This window comes from Pseudoalteromonas sp. HF66, from assembly GCF_011806445.1.
In the GTDB taxonomy this organism is placed as follows: domain Bacteria; phylum Pseudomonadota; class Gammaproteobacteria; order Enterobacterales; family Alteromonadaceae; genus Pseudoalteromonas; species Pseudoalteromonas apostichopi.
In genome coordinates this window covers 116297-136671 of the sequence record NZ_JAATOU010000012.1, presented here as the reverse complement: position 1 = coordinate 136671, position 20375 = coordinate 116297, and the positions used below count along the sequence as shown (strand labels likewise).

At 42.0% G+C, this 20375-nt stretch carries 14 protein-coding genes and 2 rRNA genes; 15 read left to right on the top strand and 1 reads right to left on the bottom strand.

The features are described 5' to 3' along the window. The first annotated feature begins 122 nt into the window (after nt 1-122). From HCZ11_RS13305 to ihfA, 7 genes are all read left to right on the top strand, one after another. A 23S ribosomal RNA gene (locus tag HCZ11_RS13305) occupies nt 123-3006 on the top strand. 124 nt (nt 3007-3130) lie between these two features. Next, a 5S ribosomal RNA gene (gene rrf, locus HCZ11_RS13300) occupies nt 3131-3245 on the top strand. A gap of 303 nt (nt 3246-3548) precedes the next feature. Further along, nucleotides 3549-4604, top strand: coding sequence for a DUF2066 domain-containing protein (locus HCZ11_RS13295; RefSeq protein ID WP_167658632.1), 1056 nt, complete (start codon nt 3549-3551; stop codon nt 4602-4604). After that, nucleotides 4604-5314 carry a DnaA regulatory inactivator Hda gene (hda, locus tag HCZ11_RS13290; RefSeq protein WP_178927468.1) on the top strand — a complete coding sequence of 237 codons (711 nt, stop codon included), beginning with the start codon at nt 4604-4606 and terminating at the stop codon, nt 5312-5314. The genes HCZ11_RS13295 and hda overlap by 1 nt, the downstream gene beginning before the upstream one ends. Nucleotides 5315-5391: 77 nt before the next feature. Continuing rightward, the gene (gene pheS / locus HCZ11_RS13285) at nt 5392-6372 is read left to right on the top strand and encodes a phenylalanine--tRNA ligase subunit alpha (RefSeq protein ID WP_062568835.1); all 981 of its coding nucleotides are present in this window, start codon (nt 5392-5394) and stop codon (nt 6370-6372) included. Between the two features lie 15 nt (nt 6373-6387). Further along, nucleotides 6388-8775 (top strand): phenylalanine--tRNA ligase subunit beta, encoded by a 2388-nt coding sequence (gene pheT / locus HCZ11_RS13280; protein ID WP_167658631.1) that lies wholly within the window; start codon nt 6388-6390, stop codon nt 8773-8775. Nucleotides 8776-8777: 2 nt separating this feature from the next. Further along, nucleotides 8778-9077 (top strand): integration host factor subunit alpha, encoded by a 300-nt coding sequence (gene ihfA / locus HCZ11_RS13275; RefSeq protein WP_002960690.1) that lies wholly within the window; start codon nt 8778-8780, stop codon nt 9075-9077. Between the two features lie 62 nt (nt 9078-9139). Here the strand turns inward: ihfA and HCZ11_RS13270 are convergent, their stop codons facing one another. Continuing rightward, on the bottom strand, nt 9140-9946 hold the full coding sequence (locus HCZ11_RS13270; RefSeq protein ID WP_130051796.1) for a DUF2989 domain-containing protein: 807 nt from the start codon (nt 9944-9946) through the stop codon (nt 9140-9142). 174 nt (nt 9947-10120) lie between these two features. On the opposite strand from HCZ11_RS13270, the gene HCZ11_RS13265 reads away from it, so the two are divergent. The 8 genes from HCZ11_RS13265 to HCZ11_RS13230 all read left to right on the top strand — a co-directional run bounded on the left by HCZ11_RS13265 (nt 10121) and on the right by HCZ11_RS13230 (nt 20247). Then, nucleotides 10121-11563, top strand: coding sequence for a glyceraldehyde-3-phosphate dehydrogenase (locus HCZ11_RS13265; protein WP_167658630.1), 1443 nt, complete (start codon nt 10121-10123; stop codon nt 11561-11563). Between the two features lie 202 nt (nt 11564-11765). Further along, on the top strand, nt 11766-12893 hold the full coding sequence (locus tag HCZ11_RS13260; protein ID WP_167658629.1) for a M14-type cytosolic carboxypeptidase: 1128 nt from the start codon (nt 11766-11768) through the stop codon (nt 12891-12893). Between the two features lie 287 nt (nt 12894-13180). After that, nucleotides 13181-14683, top strand: a complete 1503-nt coding sequence (locus tag HCZ11_RS13255) for a sodium:alanine symporter family protein (protein ID WP_130051793.1) — start codon at nt 13181-13183, stop codon at nt 14681-14683. 151 nt (nt 14684-14834) lie between these two features. Continuing rightward, nucleotides 14835-15161, top strand: a complete 327-nt coding sequence (locus HCZ11_RS13250) for a hypothetical protein (RefSeq protein WP_130052303.1) — start codon at nt 14835-14837, stop codon at nt 15159-15161. 1 nt (nt 15162) lies between these two features. Then, complete coding sequence (locus HCZ11_RS13245) at nt 15163-15444, top strand: YeaC family protein (RefSeq protein ID WP_054561213.1); 282 nt, start codon at nt 15163-15165, stop codon at nt 15442-15444. Continuing rightward, on the top strand, nt 15434-18115 hold the full coding sequence (locus tag HCZ11_RS13240) for a DUF349 domain-containing protein (protein ID WP_167658628.1): 2682 nt from the start codon (nt 15434-15436) through the stop codon (nt 18113-18115). The genes HCZ11_RS13245 and HCZ11_RS13240 overlap by 11 nt, the downstream gene beginning before the upstream one ends. A gap of 54 nt (nt 18116-18169) precedes the next feature. Continuing rightward, on the top strand, nt 18170-18727 hold the full coding sequence (locus HCZ11_RS13235; RefSeq protein ID WP_130051790.1) for a DUF1439 domain-containing protein: 558 nt from the start codon (nt 18170-18172) through the stop codon (nt 18725-18727). Between the two features lie 113 nt (nt 18728-18840). Continuing rightward, nucleotides 18841-20247 (top strand): sigma-54-dependent Fis family transcriptional regulator, encoded by a 1407-nt coding sequence (locus tag HCZ11_RS13230; RefSeq protein ID WP_167658627.1) that lies wholly within the window; start codon nt 18841-18843, stop codon nt 20245-20247. Nucleotides 20248-20375 lie beyond the last annotated feature (128 nt).

The window sequence follows — 20375 nt, the reverse complement described above, 5'->3', positions numbered from 1 at the left end:
AAAAATATGCCATTAATCGAAAGATTAATTGGTATCTACTTTAGTATTCTCATCATTATTTGATGAATTAACTTCTGGCGAAGTTAACAGCTGTCACTAACAAAGACCCGTTTGGGTTGTATGGTTAAGTGACTAAGCGTACACGGTGGATGCCTTGGCAGTTGGAGGCGATGAAGGACGTATTAACTTGCGATAAGCCTAGTCAAGCTAGTAAAAAGCGCTTGAGACTAGGATTTCCGAATGGGGAAACCCACCTGCTTGCAGGTATCGTTAACTGAATACATAGGTTAACGAGGCGAACGCGGAGAACTGAAACATCTAAGTACCCGTAGGAACAGAAATCAACCGAGATTCCGGAAGTAGCGGCGAGCGAAACCGGACCAGCCCTTAAGCTTATTATGTGTTAGTGAAACATTCTGGAAAGTTTGACGATACAGGGTGATAGTCCCGTACACGAAAATGCATCTTAAGTGAAATCGAGTAGGTCGGAGCACGTGAAACTTTGACTGAATATAGGTGGACCATCATCTAAGGCTAAATACTCCCAACTGACCGATAGTGAACCAGTACCGTGAGGGAAAGGCGAAAAGAACCCCTGTGAGGGGAGTGAAATAGAACCTGAAACCGTGTACGTACAAGCAGTAGGAGCCCTTCGAGGGTGACTGCGTACCTTTTGTATAATGGGTCAGCGACTTATATTTTGTAGCGAGGTTAACCGATTAGGGTAGCCGTAGTGAAAGCGAGCGTTAACTGCGCGTTTAGTTGCAAGGTATAGACCCGAAACCCGGTGATCTAGCCATGGGCAGGTTGAAGGTTGAGTAACATCAACTGGAGGACCGAACCCACTAACGTTGAAAAGTTAGGGGATGACCTGTGGCTAGGAGTGAAAGGCTAATCAAACCGGGAGATAGCTGGTTCTCCCCGAAATCTATTTAGGTAGAGCCTCGGACGAATACTTACGGGGGTAGAGCACTGTTAAGGCTAGGGGGTCATCCCGACTTACCAACCCTTTGCAAACTCCGAATACCGTAAAGTACTATCCGGGAGACACACGGCGGGTGCTAACGTCCGTCGTGAAGAGGGAAACAACCCAGACCGCCAGCTAAGGTCCCAAAGTCATAGTTAAGTGGGAAACGATGTGGAAAGGCCCAGACAGCCAGGAGGTTGGCTTAGAAGCAGCCATCCTTTAAAGAAAGCGTAATAGCTCACTGGTCGAGTCGGTCTGCGCGGAAGATGTAACGGGGCTAAACTATGCACCGAAGCTGCGGATTCAAAATTTATTTTGAGTGGTAGGGGAGCGTTCTGTAAGCCGTTGAAGGTGTACCGGGAGGTATGCTGGAGGTATCAGAAGTGCGAATGCTGACATGAGTAACGATAATGCGGGTGAAAAACCCGCACGCCGGAAGACCAAGGGTTCCTATCCCATGTTAATCAGGGTAGGGTAAGTCGACCCCTAAGGCGAGGCCGAAAGGCGTAGTCGATGGGAAACGGGTTAATATTCCCGTACTTGGTATAATTGCGATGGGGGGACGGAGCAGGCTAAACAAGCATGGCGTTGGTTGTCCATGTGAAAGTGAGTAGGTTGAGAGTTTAGGAAAATCCGGACTCTTAAGACTGAGACACGAGACGAGCACCCAAGGGTGTGAAGTTGTTGATGCCATACTTCCAGGAAAAGCCTCTAAGCTTCAGATTATACCGAATCGTACCCCAAACCGACACAGGTGGTCAGGTAGAGAATACTAAGGCGCTTGAGAGAACTCGGGTGAAGGAACTAGGCAAAATCGTACCGTAACTTCGGGAGAAGGTACGCTCCTATCTGTGATGAGACTTGCTCTCTAAGCGGACGGGAGCCGCAGTGACCAGGTGGCTGGGACTGTTTATTAAAAACACAGCACTGTGCAAAATCGCAAGATGACGTATACGGTGTGACACCTGCCCGGTGCCGGAAGGTTAATTGATGGGGTTAGTTTTCGGACGAAGCTCTTGATCGAAGCCCCGGTAAACGGCGGCCGTAACTATAACGGTCCTAAGGTAGCGAAATTCCTTGTCGGGTAAGTTCCGACCTGCACGAATGGTGTAACCATGGCCACGCTGTCTCCACCCGAGACTCAGTGAAATTGAAATCGCAGTGAAGATGCTGTGTACCCGCGGCTAGACGGAAAGACCCCGTGAACCTTTACTACAGCTTGGCACTGAACATTGAACCTACATGTGTAGGATAGGTGGGAGGCTTTGAAGCAGAGACGCTAGTCTTTGTGGAGCCGTCCTTGAAATACCACCCTTGTAGTTTTGATGTTCTAACGTTGGTCCCTAATCGGGATTACGGACAGTGCCTGGTGGGTAGTTTGACTGGGGCGGTCTCCTCCCAAAGAGTAACGGAGGAGCACGAAGGTTGGCTAAGTACGGTCGGACATCGTACGGTTAGTGTAATGGTAGAAGCCAGCTTAACTGCGAGACAGACACGTCGAGCAGGTACGAAAGTAGGTCATAGTGATCCGGTGGTTCTGAATGGAAGGGCCATCGCTCAACGGATAAAAGGTACTCCGGGGATAACAGGCTGATACCGCCCAAGAGTTCATATCGACGGCGGTGTTTGGCACCTCGATGTCGGCTCATCACATCCTGGGGCTGAAGTCGGTCCCAAGGGTATGGCTGTTCGCCATTTAAAGTGGTACGCGAGCTGGGTTTAGAACGTCGTGAGACAGTTCGGTCCCTATCTGCCGTGGGCGTTTGAGAATTGAGAGGGGTTGCTCCTAGTACGAGAGGACCGGAGTGAACGAACCGCTGGTGTTCGGGTTGTCATGCCAATGGCACTGCCCGGTAGCTACGTTCGGAACTGATAAGCGCTGAAAGCATCTAAGCGCGAAGCAGGCCTCGAGATGAGTTCTCACTAGACTTTTAAAGTCTCTGAAGGGCCGTTGAAGACTACAACGTTGATAGGCAGGATGTGGAAGTGGTGCGAGCCATTAAGCTAACCTGTACTAATTACCCGTGAGGCTTAACCATACAACGCCAAACGCGTTTTGTGACAGCGTAACAGACAGAAGTTAAGAAACTAAAGTAGACATTTACTTGATATCAGAATTCCAGATTTTAGTTGATTGCTAAGGCGATTAACGACCCAAATTTGCTTGGTGACAATAGCGTTTTGGACCCACCTGACCCCATGCCGAACTCAGTAGTGAAACGAAACAGCGCCGATGATAGTGTGGCATTTGCCATGTGAAAGTAGGACATTGCCAGGCTCCAAATTAAAGAAAGCCCGATTCGAAAGAGTCGGGCTTTTTTGCGTCTGGAGCTGTCAGTTTTCAGCCGTCAGCTGAAATGTGGGGTTGTATAGTGCAGAGACTCCCTCAGCAACAAAACTTTGTAGGAGGCACTTCAGTGCTGAATTAAGCCCATAATAAAACATGCATGGCTACGATTAGACTTAAAGCTTTATTCTTGCAACTCCCAATTCGCTCATCTGCCGTTCATTAAATTAACTTTGCTTTGTTTATGGCTTTGATTTAGGATCAAATCAGTTTAAAAGCAAGAACTAATGGCCTGTGTCTAGATTACTTATTTGTTTATTATTATTTTTTTCGAGTGCTTCAAGCTTTGCAGTTGAAGTGACTAATTTATATCAAGATACCCTCAAAGTTGCGGACAAATCACGTGATGCTCGTTTGGCAGCAAGTCGTGAAGCGCTGCTAAATGTATTGGTGAAAGTGAGTGGTGATACAAGCGCTGATCAAAACTCTGTAGCTAAACAGCGTATCCGCGACATTTCAGATTATATGCTCAAATTTGAATATGACGAAAAAGCAGATGGTAGTTTAAATCTGGTTGTTAAGTTTGAAGCTAACAAAATTAATGCATTGCTTAAAGATCTAGGCTTGCCATTGTGGGGCACGCGTCGTCCATTAGTGGCTATTTGGTTAGCGATTGAAGATAATTGGCGTCGTGAACTAGTTACACAAGAGTCGTATCCGCAGCTTGAGCAACTTATTTATGACAAAGCGGATCGTCGTGGTTTACCTGTAGTTGTACCATTACTAGATTTGCAAGACCGCGCTATCGTTGGCATTCCTGAAGTATGGGGTAACTTTTCTGAGCCCGTCGAACAAGCTTCCAGCCGTTACAGCGCAGAGCGCAGTATTACCGCAAGAATGTATCAACAGGCTGATTCAGAAACGTGGATCCTTGATTGGCGTTTTACTAATGCAGAATTATTTGATACTAATCGTTTGATGGGTGATAAGCAGCAAATTGTTGCTGATATGATTGACAGTTTAGCGGGCGGTTTAGCACAAGAGTATGCAATCGATCCTACAATGATTGGCCAAGTAGCTACAGCTACCTTTTATCTTAAAGGCATTAATAACTTCGTAGATATTGAATTCGCTAAACGCCGCTTAGAAAGCTTAAGTGTTGTTACACGAGCAGTGATATCTGTACGTACTCCAGATGCAGTGCAATTTACAGTAAATCATACTGGCAGCATGAATGATTTCAGAAAAGCGTTAGAGCTTGATACTGCCTTTAAAGCCCATCAGGATCCTCGAGACTTTTATCAGGTAGTCAACAAAGACGAACTTGAATATCAATGGAAGGGGCTTTAATCACAGTGCAAGAACCAATGCAAATGGCATTGCCAGTTACTTTGCCTGATGATGAAACATTTACTTCTTATTTTGGTGGCGAAAATTCTCTTGAAGTTAGTCACCTTAAAGATGCGTTTACAAAGCTTAGTAATAAATTTCAATATACCTACTTATGTGGATTAGGTGATTCTGGCAAGTCACACCTTTTGTATGCTACCTGTATTCACGCACAAGAGCGTGGCTTATCAACTATGCTGCTTTCGATGCGTGAAGTGATTGATTATGGTCCTGTTGTACTTGAAGGCCTCGAAAATCTTGATGTGCTATGTATTGATGATGTGCACCTGGTGGCCGGAAATGATGTATGGGAAAAGGGATTATTTAACTTTTTCAATCGGTTCAATGAGCCTGGTAAATACCTTGTTGTAACAGCTGATTTATTACCCGATATGTTGCATATTAATTTACCTGATTTAGTATCTCGTTTGAAATGGGGCACGACATTGCAAATTCGCTCAATGAGTGATGATGACAAAGCCGAAGCTTTAGTTCGACGTGCTCACATGCGTGGTCTTGAACTTACCGAAGAATGTGCACGCTTTTTATTAACGCGATTAAGCCGTGATATGCGCGCATTATTAGATGTTTTAGATAAACTTGACCATGCCTCAATGGCTGCACAAAGAAAATTAACAATTCCTTTTATAAAATCAACGTTAAAGCTTTAGTAGGGCTAGAATCTAGTCCTTGCTTTCAGTTATCATTAGCTATTACAAAAATCCTTCTGTGAAAGACCAGGTACTCAATGAACTTAGAAAATATTTTAGCGCAAGCACTAGAGGCTGTTGCCAGTGCGAATGAAATCGCGCAATTAGAAGATATCAGGGTTAATTACCTTGGTAAAAAAGGTGAAATCACCAACTTACTTAAAACGCTTGGCAAGATTGCCCCTGAAGAGCGTAAAGAAGCGGGTCAAGTGATTAACCAAGCAAAACAAGAAGTACAAACAGCGATAAACGAAAAGCGTGAGTTACTAGCAAGTAAGGCTCTTGAAGAGAAGCTAGCGGCAGAAACGATCGACGTAACTTTACCGGGTCGTGTTATGCCTACAGGTGGCTTACACCCAGTAACTCGTACAATTGAACGTATAGAAAGCTTTTTTGGTGAGTTAGGTTTTGCGGTTAAATCAGGTCCTGAAGTTGAAGATGATTTTCATAACTTCGATGCGCTAAATATTCCTGAGCACCATCCAGCGCGTGCTGATCATGATACTTTCTATTTCAACCCAAAACTTGTGTTACGTACGCAGACAAGTGGTGTACAAATTCGTACCATGGAAACTGAACAGCCACCACTGCGTATCATCTCTCCAGGCCGTGTTTACCGTAATGATTATGACCAAACACACACGCCAATGTTCCATCAAGTCGAAGGCTTAATGGTTGACACAGATGTAAGCTTCACTGAGTTAAAAGGTATTCTGCACGACTTCTTACGCAACTTTTTTGAAGAAGACATGGAAATTCGTTTCCGTCCTTCTTACTTCCCATTTACTGAGCCATCAGCTGAAGTTGATGTTATGGGTAAAAACGGCAAGTGGTTAGAGGTATTAGGCTGTGGCATGGTTCACCCTAACGTTCTTAAATCAGTGGGTATTGATCCAGAAAAATACACTGGCTTCGCATTCGGTATGGGTGTTGAGCGTTTAACCATGTTGCGCTACGGCGTAAACGACCTACGTGCATTTTTCGAAAACGATTTAAAATTCCTAAACCAGTTCCGTTAAGAGTGAAGATATAAAATGAAATTTAGTGAAAAGTGGTTAAGAGAGTGGGTTAACCCAGCAATCGACACGCAGGCTCTTTCGGAACAGTTATCAATGGCTGGTCTTGAAGTTGATGGTGTTGAGCCAGCGGCTGCGGAGTTTACAGGCGTTGTTGTAGGTGAAGTTGTTGAATGTGGTCAACACCCTGATGCTGATAAGTTACGTGTGACGAAAGTAAACGTAGGTGGTGATGAGCTACTTGATATCGTTTGTGGCGCACCTAATTGTCGTCAAGGTTTAAAAGTAGCGGTTGCTACTGTAGGCGCTGTATTGCCAGGCGATTTTAAAATCAAAAAAGCCAAACTTCGTGGTCAACCTTCGCATGGTATGCTTTGCGCATTCGTTGAGTTAGGTATCAGCGAAGAAGGCGATGGCATCATGGAATTACCAAGTGATGCACCAATCGGCACTGATTTACGTGAATACTTGAGCCTAGACGACAACATTATTGATGTTGACTTAACACCAAATCGTGGTGATTGTTTAGGTATCAAAGGTCTGGCGCGTGAAGTGGGCGTACTTAACAGTGTTGATGTAAATACACTTGAAATCACACCAGTTGCTGCAACGATTGACGACAAAGTATCGATTGAGCTTGTAAATGATGAAGCGTGTCCTCGTTATTTAGGTCGTGTAATCAAAGGTATCAACCTTGATGCAGAAACACCACTTTGGATGGTAGAAAAACTTCGTCGCAGTGGCATTCGCTCAATTGACCCGGTAGTTGATGTTACAAACTACGTGTTACTAGAGCTTGGTCACCCAATGCATGCATTTGATTTAAATGCGATTGAAGGTGGCATTAAAGTACGTAGCGCAAACGCGGGTGAAGAGTTAGTTTTACTAGATGGCAACACTGCAAAACTTAACGAGTCTACACTTGTGATTGCTGATCACAACAAAGCACTTGCCATTGCAGGTATTTTTGGTGGTGAAAAGTCAGGTGTGACTGAAGCAACATCAGACATCTTATTAGAAAGCGCATTCTTTAACCCTGTCGCTATTGCAGGTCAAGCACGTAGTTACGGCTTACACACTGATGCATCACATCGCTACGAGCGTGGTGTTGATTTTGCACTACAAAAAGATGCTATGGAACGTGCGACTGCATTACTACTTGAGATTGTCGGCGGTGAAGCTGGCCCTGTAGTTGAAGCAGTAGCCACTGATAAATTACCAAAAGTGACAGAAGTGCGTTTACGCCGTGAGCGTTTAGACCGTGTAATTGGCCACCACATTGATGATGCAAAAGTGACTGACATCCTAACGCGTTTAGGTTTAGATGTGAAAATTGTTGATGGTGTATGGAGCGCTGACGTACCGAGTTACCGTTTTGATATTCGTATTGAAGAAGATTTAATTGAAGAAGTTGCGCGTGTTTACGGCTATAACAGCATTCCTAACGTTGCACCAACTGCTAAATTAAAAATGACTAACCATGACGAGTCTCATGTTGCGGTAACTAAATTCCGCAATACACTTGTAACACGTGGTTACCAAGAAGCAATTACTTACAGCTTCGTTGATCCAAAAGCACAAGCAATTTTACATCCGCAAAGTGATGCGCTTGTATTACCACACCCAATTTCGGTTGAAATGTCAGCAATGCGTGTGAGCTTAATGCCGGGTCTATTAGCGTCACTAGTTTACAACCAAAATCGTCAGCAACCACGCGTACGTTTATTTGAGCATGGCCTTAAATTCTTACGTGAGGAAAATGCTGAAAACGGTGTAAACCAAGTTGCTGTCATTGGTGGTGTAATCTCTGGTCTTGCACACGGTGAACATTGGGTTCAAGAAAAGCGTAGCGTTGATTTCTATGACTTAAAAGGTGATGTTGAAGCACTTTTAGCAATTAGTAACGATTCATCACGTTTTGAGATAAAAGCAGAGCAGTCTGATGGCTTACACCCAGGCCAATCAGCCGTTATTTATGTTGATGGTAAAAAAGTAGGTTTTTTTGGTGCAGTGCACCCACAAGTGCAAAAGTCACTAGATATCAATAACACAGCATTTGTGTTTGAATTCGAAATGTCTGCACTAGAAAAAAGAAAATTACCAGAAGCAGTGGCAGTGTCGAAATTCCCGTCAAACCGCCGTGATATCGCGATTTTAGTGGAAGATCACGTAAAATCTGGCGATATTTTAAATGTCATAGAAAAAGTTGGCGGAAATCAATTGGTTGACCTAAACTTATTCGATGTGTATAAGGGCAAAGGTATTGAGCCAAATTATAAGAGTTTGGCGATTGCTCTAACACTGCAAGCGGTTGATAGAACGCTCGAAGAGAAAGATATCAATCAAGTAGTTGATAATGTGGTGGCCGCACTGGCCGAACAATTTAACGCATCGTTGAGGGACTAGATATGGCGCTTACTAAAGCCGACATAGCTGAACACCTATTTGAAAAACTCGGGATCAATAAAAAAGATGCCAAAGATTTAGTTGAAGCGTTTTTTGAAGAAATCCGCTCAGCGCTAGAAAAAGGCGAGCAGGTTAAGCTCTCTGGATTTGGTAACTTTGATCTTCGAGATAAAAAAGAACGTCCAGGCCGCAATCCGAAAACAGGTGAAGATATTCCTATTTCGGCGCGCCGAGTTGTGACTTTTAGACCAGGTCAGAAGCTAAAAACTCGTGTAGAAGTTGGTACAAGCAAAGCAAAATAAGAAAAGGCAGCGTTAGCTGCCTTTTTTATTTGTTTAAGTATTTACTTGCGAGCTATCAAAAGCTAAAAACCGCGTGGTGATACGAAGTTTCCTCCTTGGATACTGTCGTAGGTTTTTTGTGCTAAATCATCTAAGCTGTCTAAGCTTTTACCTGCGGCAGCGAGTTGATGCTCAATAGGTAAAATATCGACATCTTCATACCCTGATAATTGTGCTACACGTGCAAAGGTGTAGGCATGCTTATACTTTTCATGTTTGTAGAATAAGCTCACGAGAGTAGGGTAGATCTCAGGGTTGGGTGTTGCACCTGCTTTATTTAGCTCTAGCGTTTTGTAAAGCAAATCAATGGTTTTTTCATCATCAAACTTCACGTAGTAGCTCGCTAAGAAAAACTGCATTTCGGCATCTTCAGTGACGCGTTTATCTTGTTTTTCTTCAAGGGCGAGTAACTTAGTTAATGCAGATTGGTCATTATTACGTGACCAATGGTAATACAACAAACCTGGGTGGTCAGTATTTTTGGTATCTTGAAAAATTCGCGTCATTTCTTTAATGCTCGTTAAATGGCCTTCAACGCGAGACGTGGTTTTTTCTTTTAGTTTTATATGCTCAATCTTGGCGGCAAGAGACACACATTGATCGTATTTCTCAAAATCCTTTAATAATTGGTATTTGTTCTCGTCTGTTGGTGACTTATATTCAACGTAACGTTGAATGATAACTTCGGCACGTTGCTCTTTACAGTGACTGTCTTTATTCAAATCACTACAGAAGCCAGGTGTTTCGTCGCACACTTTTGCCAGTGTAAGTGGATCTTCACAGCCTGCTAATGCCAATAAACCAAGCAACACACTTGCTCTTAATAACATTCCTTAACCTCAACTTAATTTGTACTACTTTATTCTAGCGCAATGATTTGTTCTGTAACAGTGGAGAATCGTTTGAGTTTAAATTAGAATACCCCTGCCTGAGATGTGTTGCTCTCAAATCACAGCACATTTTTTAAGGCTATCCGTTCAAAATTGTTTAATTAGGTAAAAAAAATGACCTCATCTCACGAGTTAGAATACACAAGTAGCTGGCAAGAACGTCAAGATTACGCAGAAAGTATGCAACCTATTATTGGTAGACTTTACCGTAATCGTGGTATCGAAATCGCTGTATATGGCCGTCCTCTCGTTAATGCCAGTACAATCGATATCATCAAAGCGCATAAAACAGTTGCTCAGTTTGAAGGTACCAAACTACGTTTACGTGAAAGCTTCCCTTTCTTAGAAGCAATTAGCAAAATGGACTTAAACTCTGCACGTATCGATATTGGTAAACTAGCGTATGGTTATTTGTTTACAGATGCTGCAAAAGGTCGTTCAGTTGAAGAGTACTTAACTGACGAACTCGCAGAAATCGCAAACTCTGAGCGCAAAGAGCCACGTGATGTTGTGTTATACGGTTTTGGGCGTATCGGTCGTTTATTAGCACGTCTATTAATCGAAAAATCTGGCCCTTACGCAGACCTGCGTTTACGTGCAATCGTTGTACGTGGTGGTAAAGACGGCGACCTAGAGAAGCGTGCAAGCTTACTTCGTCGTGACTCTATCCATGGCCCATTTAATGGCTCTATTACAATTGATAAAGAGCGCAACGCAATTAAAGCTAACGGTAGCTACATTCAAGTTATCTACGCTAACTCACCAAGCGAAGTTGATTACACTGCTTACGGTATCGAAAATGCACTAGTTGTTGACAACACGGGTATCTGGAAAGACGAAGCAGGCCTTGGTCAGCACTTAGAAGCAAAAGGCGCGGCAAAAGTATTATTAACTGCACCAGCTAAAGGTAACATCAAAAACATCGTATACGGTGTAAACAACCAAGATATCAAACCTGAAGATAAAATTGTATGTGCGGCTAGCTGTACGACCAATGCTATTACGCCAACGTTAAAAGCGCTTAACGATAAGTTTGGTATCAAAAACGGTCACGTTGAAACTGTTCACTCATACACCAATGACCAAAACTTAATTGATAACTACCACAAAGCTGAACGTCGTGGCCGTGCTGCTGCACTTAACATGGTTATCACTTCAACAGGTGCTGCTAAAGCAGTTTCTAAAGCTTTACCAGAGCTTGAAGGTAAACTAACGGGTAACGCTATCCGTGTTCCTACACCAAACGTATCAATGGCTATCTTGAACTTAAACCTTGAAAAAGGTACAAATGTTGAAGAACTAAATGCTTTCTTACGTGAAACTGCACTTTACTCAGATCTTCGTGACCAAATCGATTACACAGCGTCTACTGAAATCGTATCGACTGACTTAGTGGGTAGTCGTTACGCAGGTGTTGTTGATTCACAAGCGACAATCGTAGATGACAACCGTGTTGTGCTTTACGTTTGGTACGATAATGAGTTTGGTTATAGCTGTCAGGTAGTACGCTGTATGCGTGATATGGCTGAAGTAACTTTCCCAAGTTTACCTCGCTAATACCTAAACTATACAGATTCAAGAAGCCAGCATTATGCTGGCTTTTTTAGTCGTGAAAGTTTTTGCAAATTTTCTGCATGTGATAGGCTGTTTAGGGTCTACACCATATTACTAACAAAACGTTCTAACTACAGAGCGTTGGCTTAATTCTTAACTAATAAGCGAGTAGCTAAGAATTATATTTAACCAATAGGTTTATAAAATGAAAATCACCAGCAATTTTGATAGTGGTAATATCAAGGTTATTGAAGCCGTTGATCCACTGAACATTCAATTAGAAATTAATAAAGACAATCAGTCTGATTTTTTCCAGTGGTTTCACTTTCGTCTTGAAACAACTGCGTTTCAAAACCATAAATTACATATTAATAATCTAGAAAATTCAGCCTATCCTGATGGCTGGGAGGGTTATCACACAGTTGCATCATACGACCGTCAAACGTGGTTCCGTGTTCCGTCTGAGTACGCAAACGGCACACTATCATTTGAAGTTGAGCCTGAGTGTAGAAGTATGTATTTTGCTTACTTTGCACCTTACAGCTATGACCGTCACTTAGATTTACTTGCATGGGCACAAAGCCAGCATGCGTGTGAATTAGAAACATTAGGTGAAACACTTGATGGTCGTGACATGAGTGTATTACGTGTGGGTATTCCTAGCAGTGAGAAGAAGAAAATCTGGATCACGGCGCGTCAACACCCAGGCGAAACAATGGCAGAGTGGTATGTTGAAGGATTACTTCATAAATTACTTGATGATGAAGACCCGCATGCTGCTGCACTATTATCTAAGGCTGTATTCTATATCGTGCCAAACATGAACCCAGATGGCAGTGTGCGTGGTCACTTACGTACTAACGCTAAAGGTGTCAATTTGAACCGTGAATGGCAAACACCGAGCATGGAAAATAGCCCTGAAGTTTTCTTAGTGCTTAACAAAATGCGTGAAACGGGTCTTGATATGCACTTAGATATTCATGGTGACGAAGCAATTCCATATAACTTTGTTGCTGGTAGCGAAGGTATTCCAGCTTACGATGATCGCTTAAAAGATTTAGAAGATAGCTTTAAAGCTGCGCTTTTAACTGTGACGCCTGAGTTCCAAGACGAACATGGTTATCCAAAAGATGAGCCGGGCCAGGCTAACTTAACTGTCGGTTCTTCTGCTGTCGCGCATGAATTTAATGCATTAGCTTACACGGTAGAGATGCCATTTAAAGATAACGATGATTTACCAGATCCAGATTACGGCTGGTCAGATCGTCGCTCGTATCAATTTGGTCAAGATACGTTAGCGGCTATCGTTAACGTGGTTGATAAATTAAGATAACGAACCTTACGGGCATCAGCAAAACTGATGCCCGTAATTGTATCTGTAGACTGAAAAATGATGGTGTAGAGCAAGATGCATCGAATGTTAACTAGGTGGGTACATTTGTCATATTGAAAATTAACTGTTAACAAACTTGGTTGGTTTAAGTTAATATTCAATATGTTCAACTGAGAAGTACCAAAATCTCATTTTTTTATTTCTCACAGTCATAGTGTCGCGCATTCTCACAAGCTCACGCTGAGTATCGTAACTAACAATAAAAAATATAATCATAGAGGATATCCATGGAAGCTTTAGTAAGCGCCGTTAATGACATAATTTGGAGTAGTGCACTCATTTATTTATGTCTAGGTGCAGGTCTGTTTTATTCCGTTTTAACCCGATTCGCACAAGTTAGACATTTCAAAGAAATGTGTAAATTATTGCTAAGCTCAAATAATTCAGATACGGGTATTTCTTCATTTCAAGCGCTAGCTGTATCGTTATCTGGCCGTGTAGGTGTAGGTAATATTGCTGGGGTTGCTGCAGCAATTGGCTTTGGTGGTCCAGGTGCGATTTTCTGGATGTGGATTGTTGCGTTTTTAGGCGCAAGTACTGCGTATGCAGAGTCAACACTTGGTCAGATTTATAAATCAGAAGAAGACGGCCAATATCGTGGTGGTCCTGCATATTACTTCGACCGTTGCTTACAACAAAAGTGGCTAGCCGTATTATTCGCGGTATCAGCGATTATCGCCTGTGGTGTATTCCTTCCAGGCGTTCAAGCTAATGCGGTAGGTAATGCATTCACTCAAGTTTTCGGTGAAGGTACACTGGTTAGCACCAGTTTTGGTGAAGTAGGTAGCTTCAAGTTAGTAGCCCTTGCAATCATCTTAATTGTGCTGGCATTTATTATCTTTGGCGGTATTAAACGTATCGCAAACTTCACCCAAATTGTAGTGCCATTTATGGCGTTAGGTTACATCGTGTTAGCTTTAATAGTGGTGTTCTTAAACCTAGATAAAGTACCGGGTATTTTCTCAATGATTTTATCTGATGCCTTCACAGCTCAAGCTGGCTTTGGCGCAGCAATTGGTTGGGGTGTTAAACGTGGTATTTACTCAAATGAGGCAGGTCAAGGTACCGGCCCACATGCAGCATCAGCTGCTGAAGTAGATCACCCAGCACAACAAGGCTTAGTACAAGCATTCTCTGTTTATGTTGATACTATCTTTGTATGTACAGCAACAGCGCTAATGATTCTAATCACTAAACAATACAACATTGTTGGTGAGTTACCTGCAGGTCAATTCATTGTTCAAAACGTTGATGCTGCAACTGAAGTAGGCTCTGCTGCTTTCACGCAAATGGCATTATTTAGTGTATTCGGTGGCTTTGGCGAAGCATTTGTTGGTATTGCTTTATTCTTCTTCGCATTTACCACAATTCTTGCTTATTACTATATTGCTGAAACCAATGTTGCTTATTTAAACCGTTATTTCAAAGGCAATATTCCGTTAGTTATCGTAAAGCTAGTTATTATGTTTATGGTGGCTTATGGGATGGTGAATAGCTCAGGCTATATCTGGAATATTGGTGATATAGGTGTTGGTTTAATGGCGTGGATCAATATTGTTGGTATCTTGGCTATTTTCTTTGTCGCTAAACCTGCTCTTAGTTGTTTACGTGATTATGAAGACCAAAAGAAAGCCGGTGGTGAAATCACTTTTGACCCAGTTAAATTAGGCATTAAAAATGCTACTTTCTGGGAAAAGCGTCTAGCTGAAAAGGCGAAACAGAAACAATAAATCAGGATTTTGAGTTTTTGTGATGGATTTAATTGTGCAGGTTTTCGAATCTTCACAAATGAATGAAATTCAAATAAGACATCGACTCATAAAACAAGTACAATAAAGGGCGCCTTAAGGCGCCTTTTTTATGCGTAGTATGGAGAAAGATATGGCGATTATTAGTTGCCCGCAGTGTGCAAAACCAATATCTGACAAACATAAACAATGCCCGCATTGTGAATGCCAAGTCACCGATCTAAGCAATGAGCAATTGCAGCAAATGCAAAAAGAAACGCGTATTCGTAGACAACAAAAGTTTATGAATCAGTCTTTCCTCGCACTGATTTTATTTTTAGGGGGCTTTTTCTGTTATTACTTTATGCACCCCGAAGCAAAGTCTCTTGAGTGGTATGCTTATACATCGGCAATGGCAGTCGGTTTTGTATGGTATCTCGTAAGTCGCATCTATTTAGTTGTTTTAAAAAAGAAAAAGTAACATGAATATTGATCATATCGTTAAAAATATCACCCCAGAAGTATTTGAACGTCTTCAGTATGGTGCCTCAACCGGTAAGTGGCCTGATGGCACGCCTTTGTCTGAAGAGCAAAAACAACAAACCGTTCAACTCGTGATGCTTTATCAAGCTAAAGTTTCGCAAAGCAATGAGCAGTTTACCATTGGCGCAAATGGTGAAATGGTGCAAAAGAGCAAAGCTCAATTGCAAAAAGAATTCGCATCAGAAAATGAAATAGCTAGGTTTAGTGAAAATGATCTTTAAACACCTGTTTACTCCAAAATGGAAGCACCCTAAAAATCAAGTTCGTTTAGCTGCGGTTGAACGTCTTGATACAGAGCGTGACCTTAGTATTTTAAATAGCATTGCTCTTGAAGACAGTTCTGCTGAGATCCGTAAAAAAGCCCTGAACAAAGTCAATGATATTGTTCTATGGTGGCAAGCATACAAACAAGATCAAGCACTTAAAGACGTTGCAGAGCAACATATAAACCAAGCGGTGTTAAACACTGAGAGCAAACTAGATGCAAACATCAAAAATGAGTTTATTGAGCGTTATGCACCAGTAAAAACGCTTGAAAAACTAGCGTTTGCAGAAAAAGAAATTCAAGTTCGGGTTAAATTATTAAAACGCTTAGCAAATCCAAGTTTAATTGATAAAGCCTTTAAAGAAGGCCGCGAAGAACTGCAATTGCAACTTGTTGAGCTTGTCATTAGTCACCAACTTGCTAAATCATTACTTAAACATGCAAAAGGTGAAGCGTATTCACAGCTAGCCGCTTACCTTGAAAATGAACGCCTAGCAAACGAAATGCCTGCAAAAGTTGAAGCAGATACACGTGTAGTATTAGCAAAGCTGAATGCACTTCGTGATAAAAATGATTTTCAGTTGGTATCAATGCAACAAGCTGAGTTATTACAGCAGTGGCAAGCTATTGAATTAAAATGGTTAAGCGATGAGCAAGTAAGCACGCTTGATAAAAAGTATTCAGCGATTACGCAAAAGCTTGAGTCTCATATTGCACAACTAAGCAAAGAGCATGAAGCGGCGCAGCAAGCTTTAGCTGAGCAACAGCGTCAGGTCTTAGCATTAGCAAGCCTTGAAGCAATTGGTGAAGAAATTGAAAATGCATTGCAACTGGGTTTAGAAACGCCAGAACAAATTCAGCAAGACTGGCTTGAAGCTAAAGTTGCACAAGCAAAAGATGCGTTAACAGAGGCGAATCTACCGAATAACCAAAATGTTCGTGATGTAAAACAGCACTTAACAAATTTATTCAACCAAGTTGAAGAGTTACCGCAACTAGTTACTGCTATCGCTGAGTTTAAAGATGCATTTGATAAATTAAACACGGTTGCGACAACAGAAGAAGAAAGCGAGTTTGACGGCCTGAAACAGCAGTTTGAACAACAGCAAAAACTTGCACGTAAAAAGCTGGCAAGTATTCCTAATCGCTTACAAGGTCGCTTTAAAGCAAATTTAGCTGAAGCAGTAAATAGCTGGCAGCAAGCTATGGCACCGCTTACTAATAAGTTTGAGAAGAACCAACAAACAGCAAAGCGTAAAGCACGTGATGTAAAACGCTTAATTGACCAAGGGCGCTTTAATGTTGCATTTGGTGTGTTTAAAGGTTTTGAAGAGTTATACGCTACGCTAACAGAGTATTACAAGCAGCCATTAAATAGCCTAAAAGCTGATTTGGAAGCGCAATTAGCAGAAGCAAAAGATTGGCAAAAATATGCTTCAGCACCAAAGCGTGAAGCATTACTTGCTGAAGTAAATGAATTAGCCGCAACAGAATGTACAGACCCTAAACAACGCGCTGAGCAAGTTAAACAGCTGCGTCGTCGTTGGAATGAATTAGGCCGTTTAGACACTGATGCAGAGAAACAACAAGGTGAGTTATTCGATCAGCAAATAGAGTTGCTGTTTGCACCATGTCGTGAGTATTTTGCTGAGCAAGAGCAACAGCGAGAACAAGCTAAGGCACAGCGTCTTGATACAATCAAGCAAATGCAAGAGCTAACAGATCTTGATACGTCTTCTGACGAGTTCGATTGGAAGCAGTTTGAGAGTAAGTTCAATCGTACCGCTAAAGCTTGGCGCTCAGCAGGAAATGTTGATCCTAAAACGTATCGTGAACTACAAGCGCAATTCAAAGCTGCGCAATCACTAGTGCAAGCACAGCTAGCTGCCTTCCATAAAGCAAATGCTGAGCAAAAAGCAGCGCTGGTAGAGCAGGCAACACAGTTATCTCAAAGCGATGATTTAGCGTCTGCGTGCCAAGAACTCAAAGTATTGCAACAAACTTGGCAAACTATTGGCTTTGCAGGAATGAAAGCAGAAAATACCTTATGGCAGCAATTTAGACGTGTTAATGACGACACCTTTGCAAAGCGCAGCGCCGAGTTTGAACAGCAAAAGCAAGTACAGCAGCAAAATGATGAAGTTGCAGCAGCGCAGTTGAGTGAGCTTGAGTCAGCACTTGAAACAGTGGTGCATCTTGCACAGCTTAAAGATTTGACAGTGAAGCTGGCTGAACTTGAGTACTCAAAAGCATTATCAGCACGAGTGAGTCAGTTAGAGACAGCGATTAGTGCAAAAACAGCGCACATTAGCAAGCAAGCAGAGCAGTCTAAGTTAACGGCTTTATTTGCTGCTCTTGAGAGCGGCAGCGAACTTCCTTCGCAATTCCAAGCTGCATTAACGACAAACTTAAATGCTGCGCAGCTCTTAACTCGTATCGAAATTTTGGCAGGCGTTGAGTCAGCTGATAGTCAGTTACGTATGACAGAGCAAGTTGCGATGTTAGATGATAAACACCGTGGTGAACATGCAGATGTTTATTATTACTTAAAGCAATTACTTGCAGTCAGTAAGGGTTCAGTTTCAGCTGACACACTAGCAAGGCTTAAAACAATATTTGCAATTTAACGAATAAAACCGCTTTTTGAAGCGGTTTTTTTCCGTGTGTTTTTGAGGAAAACAATGAGAATTTTATTACTACTTACCTGTTTATTTTTAGGGGCATGTAAAAGTACAGATCAAGGAATGTCGGTGTACTCGTTTACTAATTCAGAAATTGAAGCAGCCCTTGCTAATCAATTACCAAAACTAAGTGAACAGATTAAGCTGATGGGCTTACCTGTTGATTTTGCTGTAAACGATCTGAGTGTCAATGTCGGCCCAGATAAGCGTGATGTGGTGGTTTTAGGGGCTGATTCTAGTGCTGTCATCAAAGCTTTCGCGCTTAAGTATCCAGTCCGCTTAAAGCTTCAAATCGAAGGTAGTCCATTTTATGACAGCGAGAAAAAAGCGGTCTTTTTACGAAATGTAAAACTGGTTGATACAACTTTAGATACAGCGGGTTTTAAGGGCAGCTTAAACTTATTAGATGATCAAGCAATGCAAGTGATTAACGGCTTTTTAGCGGTTAACCCTGTTTATAAATTAAATATGAACGACCCTAAAGTTGCACTACTGAGCAAATTGCCATTAGATATGAAAGTGTCTCAGGGCGAAATTATCTTAGTACCTAGACTATAAAAAAATATTAAAAATTTTTAAAGCGGCCTTGAGCCGCTTTTTTGTAATTACTTGTTAAGCAAGTTCAACCTTGCCATAATTGCTCGTGATATTTCGCGAAACAAGTAATTGCTATGATCAAGGAATTTTTAAACGACCCTACGTTACTGTTAAATGCAGTTGGTGAAGGGATCTATGGCTTCGATTTATCGGGTAATGCGGTTTTTGTAAACCCTGCCGCTGAGCGCATGACAGGCTGGAAAGCAGACGAGCTACTTGGTAAAAAAATACACCAATATCATCACCATACGCGTAAAGATGGGTCACCATATCCCGCAGATGAATGCCAAATATATTGCACTATGTTCGATGGTAAACATCGTCATGTAAACGATGAAGTCTTCTGGCGTAAAGATGGTAGCTATTTTGCCGTCGAGTATACTTCAACCCCAGTTTATAAAAATGGCGCCTTGATTGGTGCGGTCGCGATTTTTCGCGATGTGTCAAAACAGCAGCAAACAGAAGTGGCATTGCGCGACGCTCTAGCGCAAGTTCAGCACTTGTCTGAGCAACTACAAGCTGAGAATGCTTACCTTATTTCAGAGTTAAACGAAGATTGGCAAGATTCCGGTTTGGTTGGTCAAAGTCATTCATTCCAAAGTATGCTCGAGCAAATTACCTTGGTAAGCCAAACTAATAGTACAGTTTTGATTTTAGGTGAAAACGGCACGGGTAAAGAGCTGGTGGCACGAAACCTTCATCGCTTGAGTAGCCGTGCTGAGCAACCTTTTATAAAGGTCAATTGTGCTGCGTTTTCTGCTAATTTAATTGAGTCTGAACTATTTGGTCATGAAAAAGGGGCATTTACTGGTGCAAATGAACGTAGAAAAGGGCGTTTTGAATTAGCTGACAAGGGGACTTTATTTCTAGATGAAGTGGCAGAGCTGCCATTAGAAGTGCAAAGTAAATTACTGCGCGTGCTACAAGAACAAGAGTTTGAGAGAGTTGGTGGCAGTCAAACTTTAAAAGTTGATATTCGCGTGTTAGCTGCAACAAATCGAAACCTGTGGCAAATGGTTGAGCAGGGTAGCTTTCGAATGGACTTGTATTATCGCTTAAATGTGTTTCCTATTCGTGTGCCAGCTCTACGTGAACGCAAAGAAGATATTCCACTTTTAGCAGCAAACATAATAACTCAGCTTAATAAGCGCTTAGGTAAGCAGTTAATGGGGCTTAGCAAAGCAACGCTCACTAAGCTGGGTAACTATGATTGGCCTGGCAATATTCGTGAATTACAAAATATCCTTGAGCGTGAAGCTATTTTATCTAAGCAGTCTGTACTACAACTCTCTGCTCCGTTGAATAATGAACAACCGGATGAGCAGGTTGTCTCGCTTGATGCTGTACAAAAACAGCATATTCTCCAGGTGCTTAAGCGTTGTAACGGACAAGTATCAGGTGATAATGGCGCTGCAACTTTACTGGGTCTTCCAGAAAGTACCCTCAGGTCAAAAATGAAAAAGTTGGCTATAAAACGCTAATTCGCAATATATCGCGAGCATTCGTGATATTTCGCGATTTCAATATTCTTAAATTTAAATTTTCCCTTTTATATCAATGGGTTGATTTTATTTTTTGTTGGCCTGATAGTTGCTCTGTCAGGTTATTA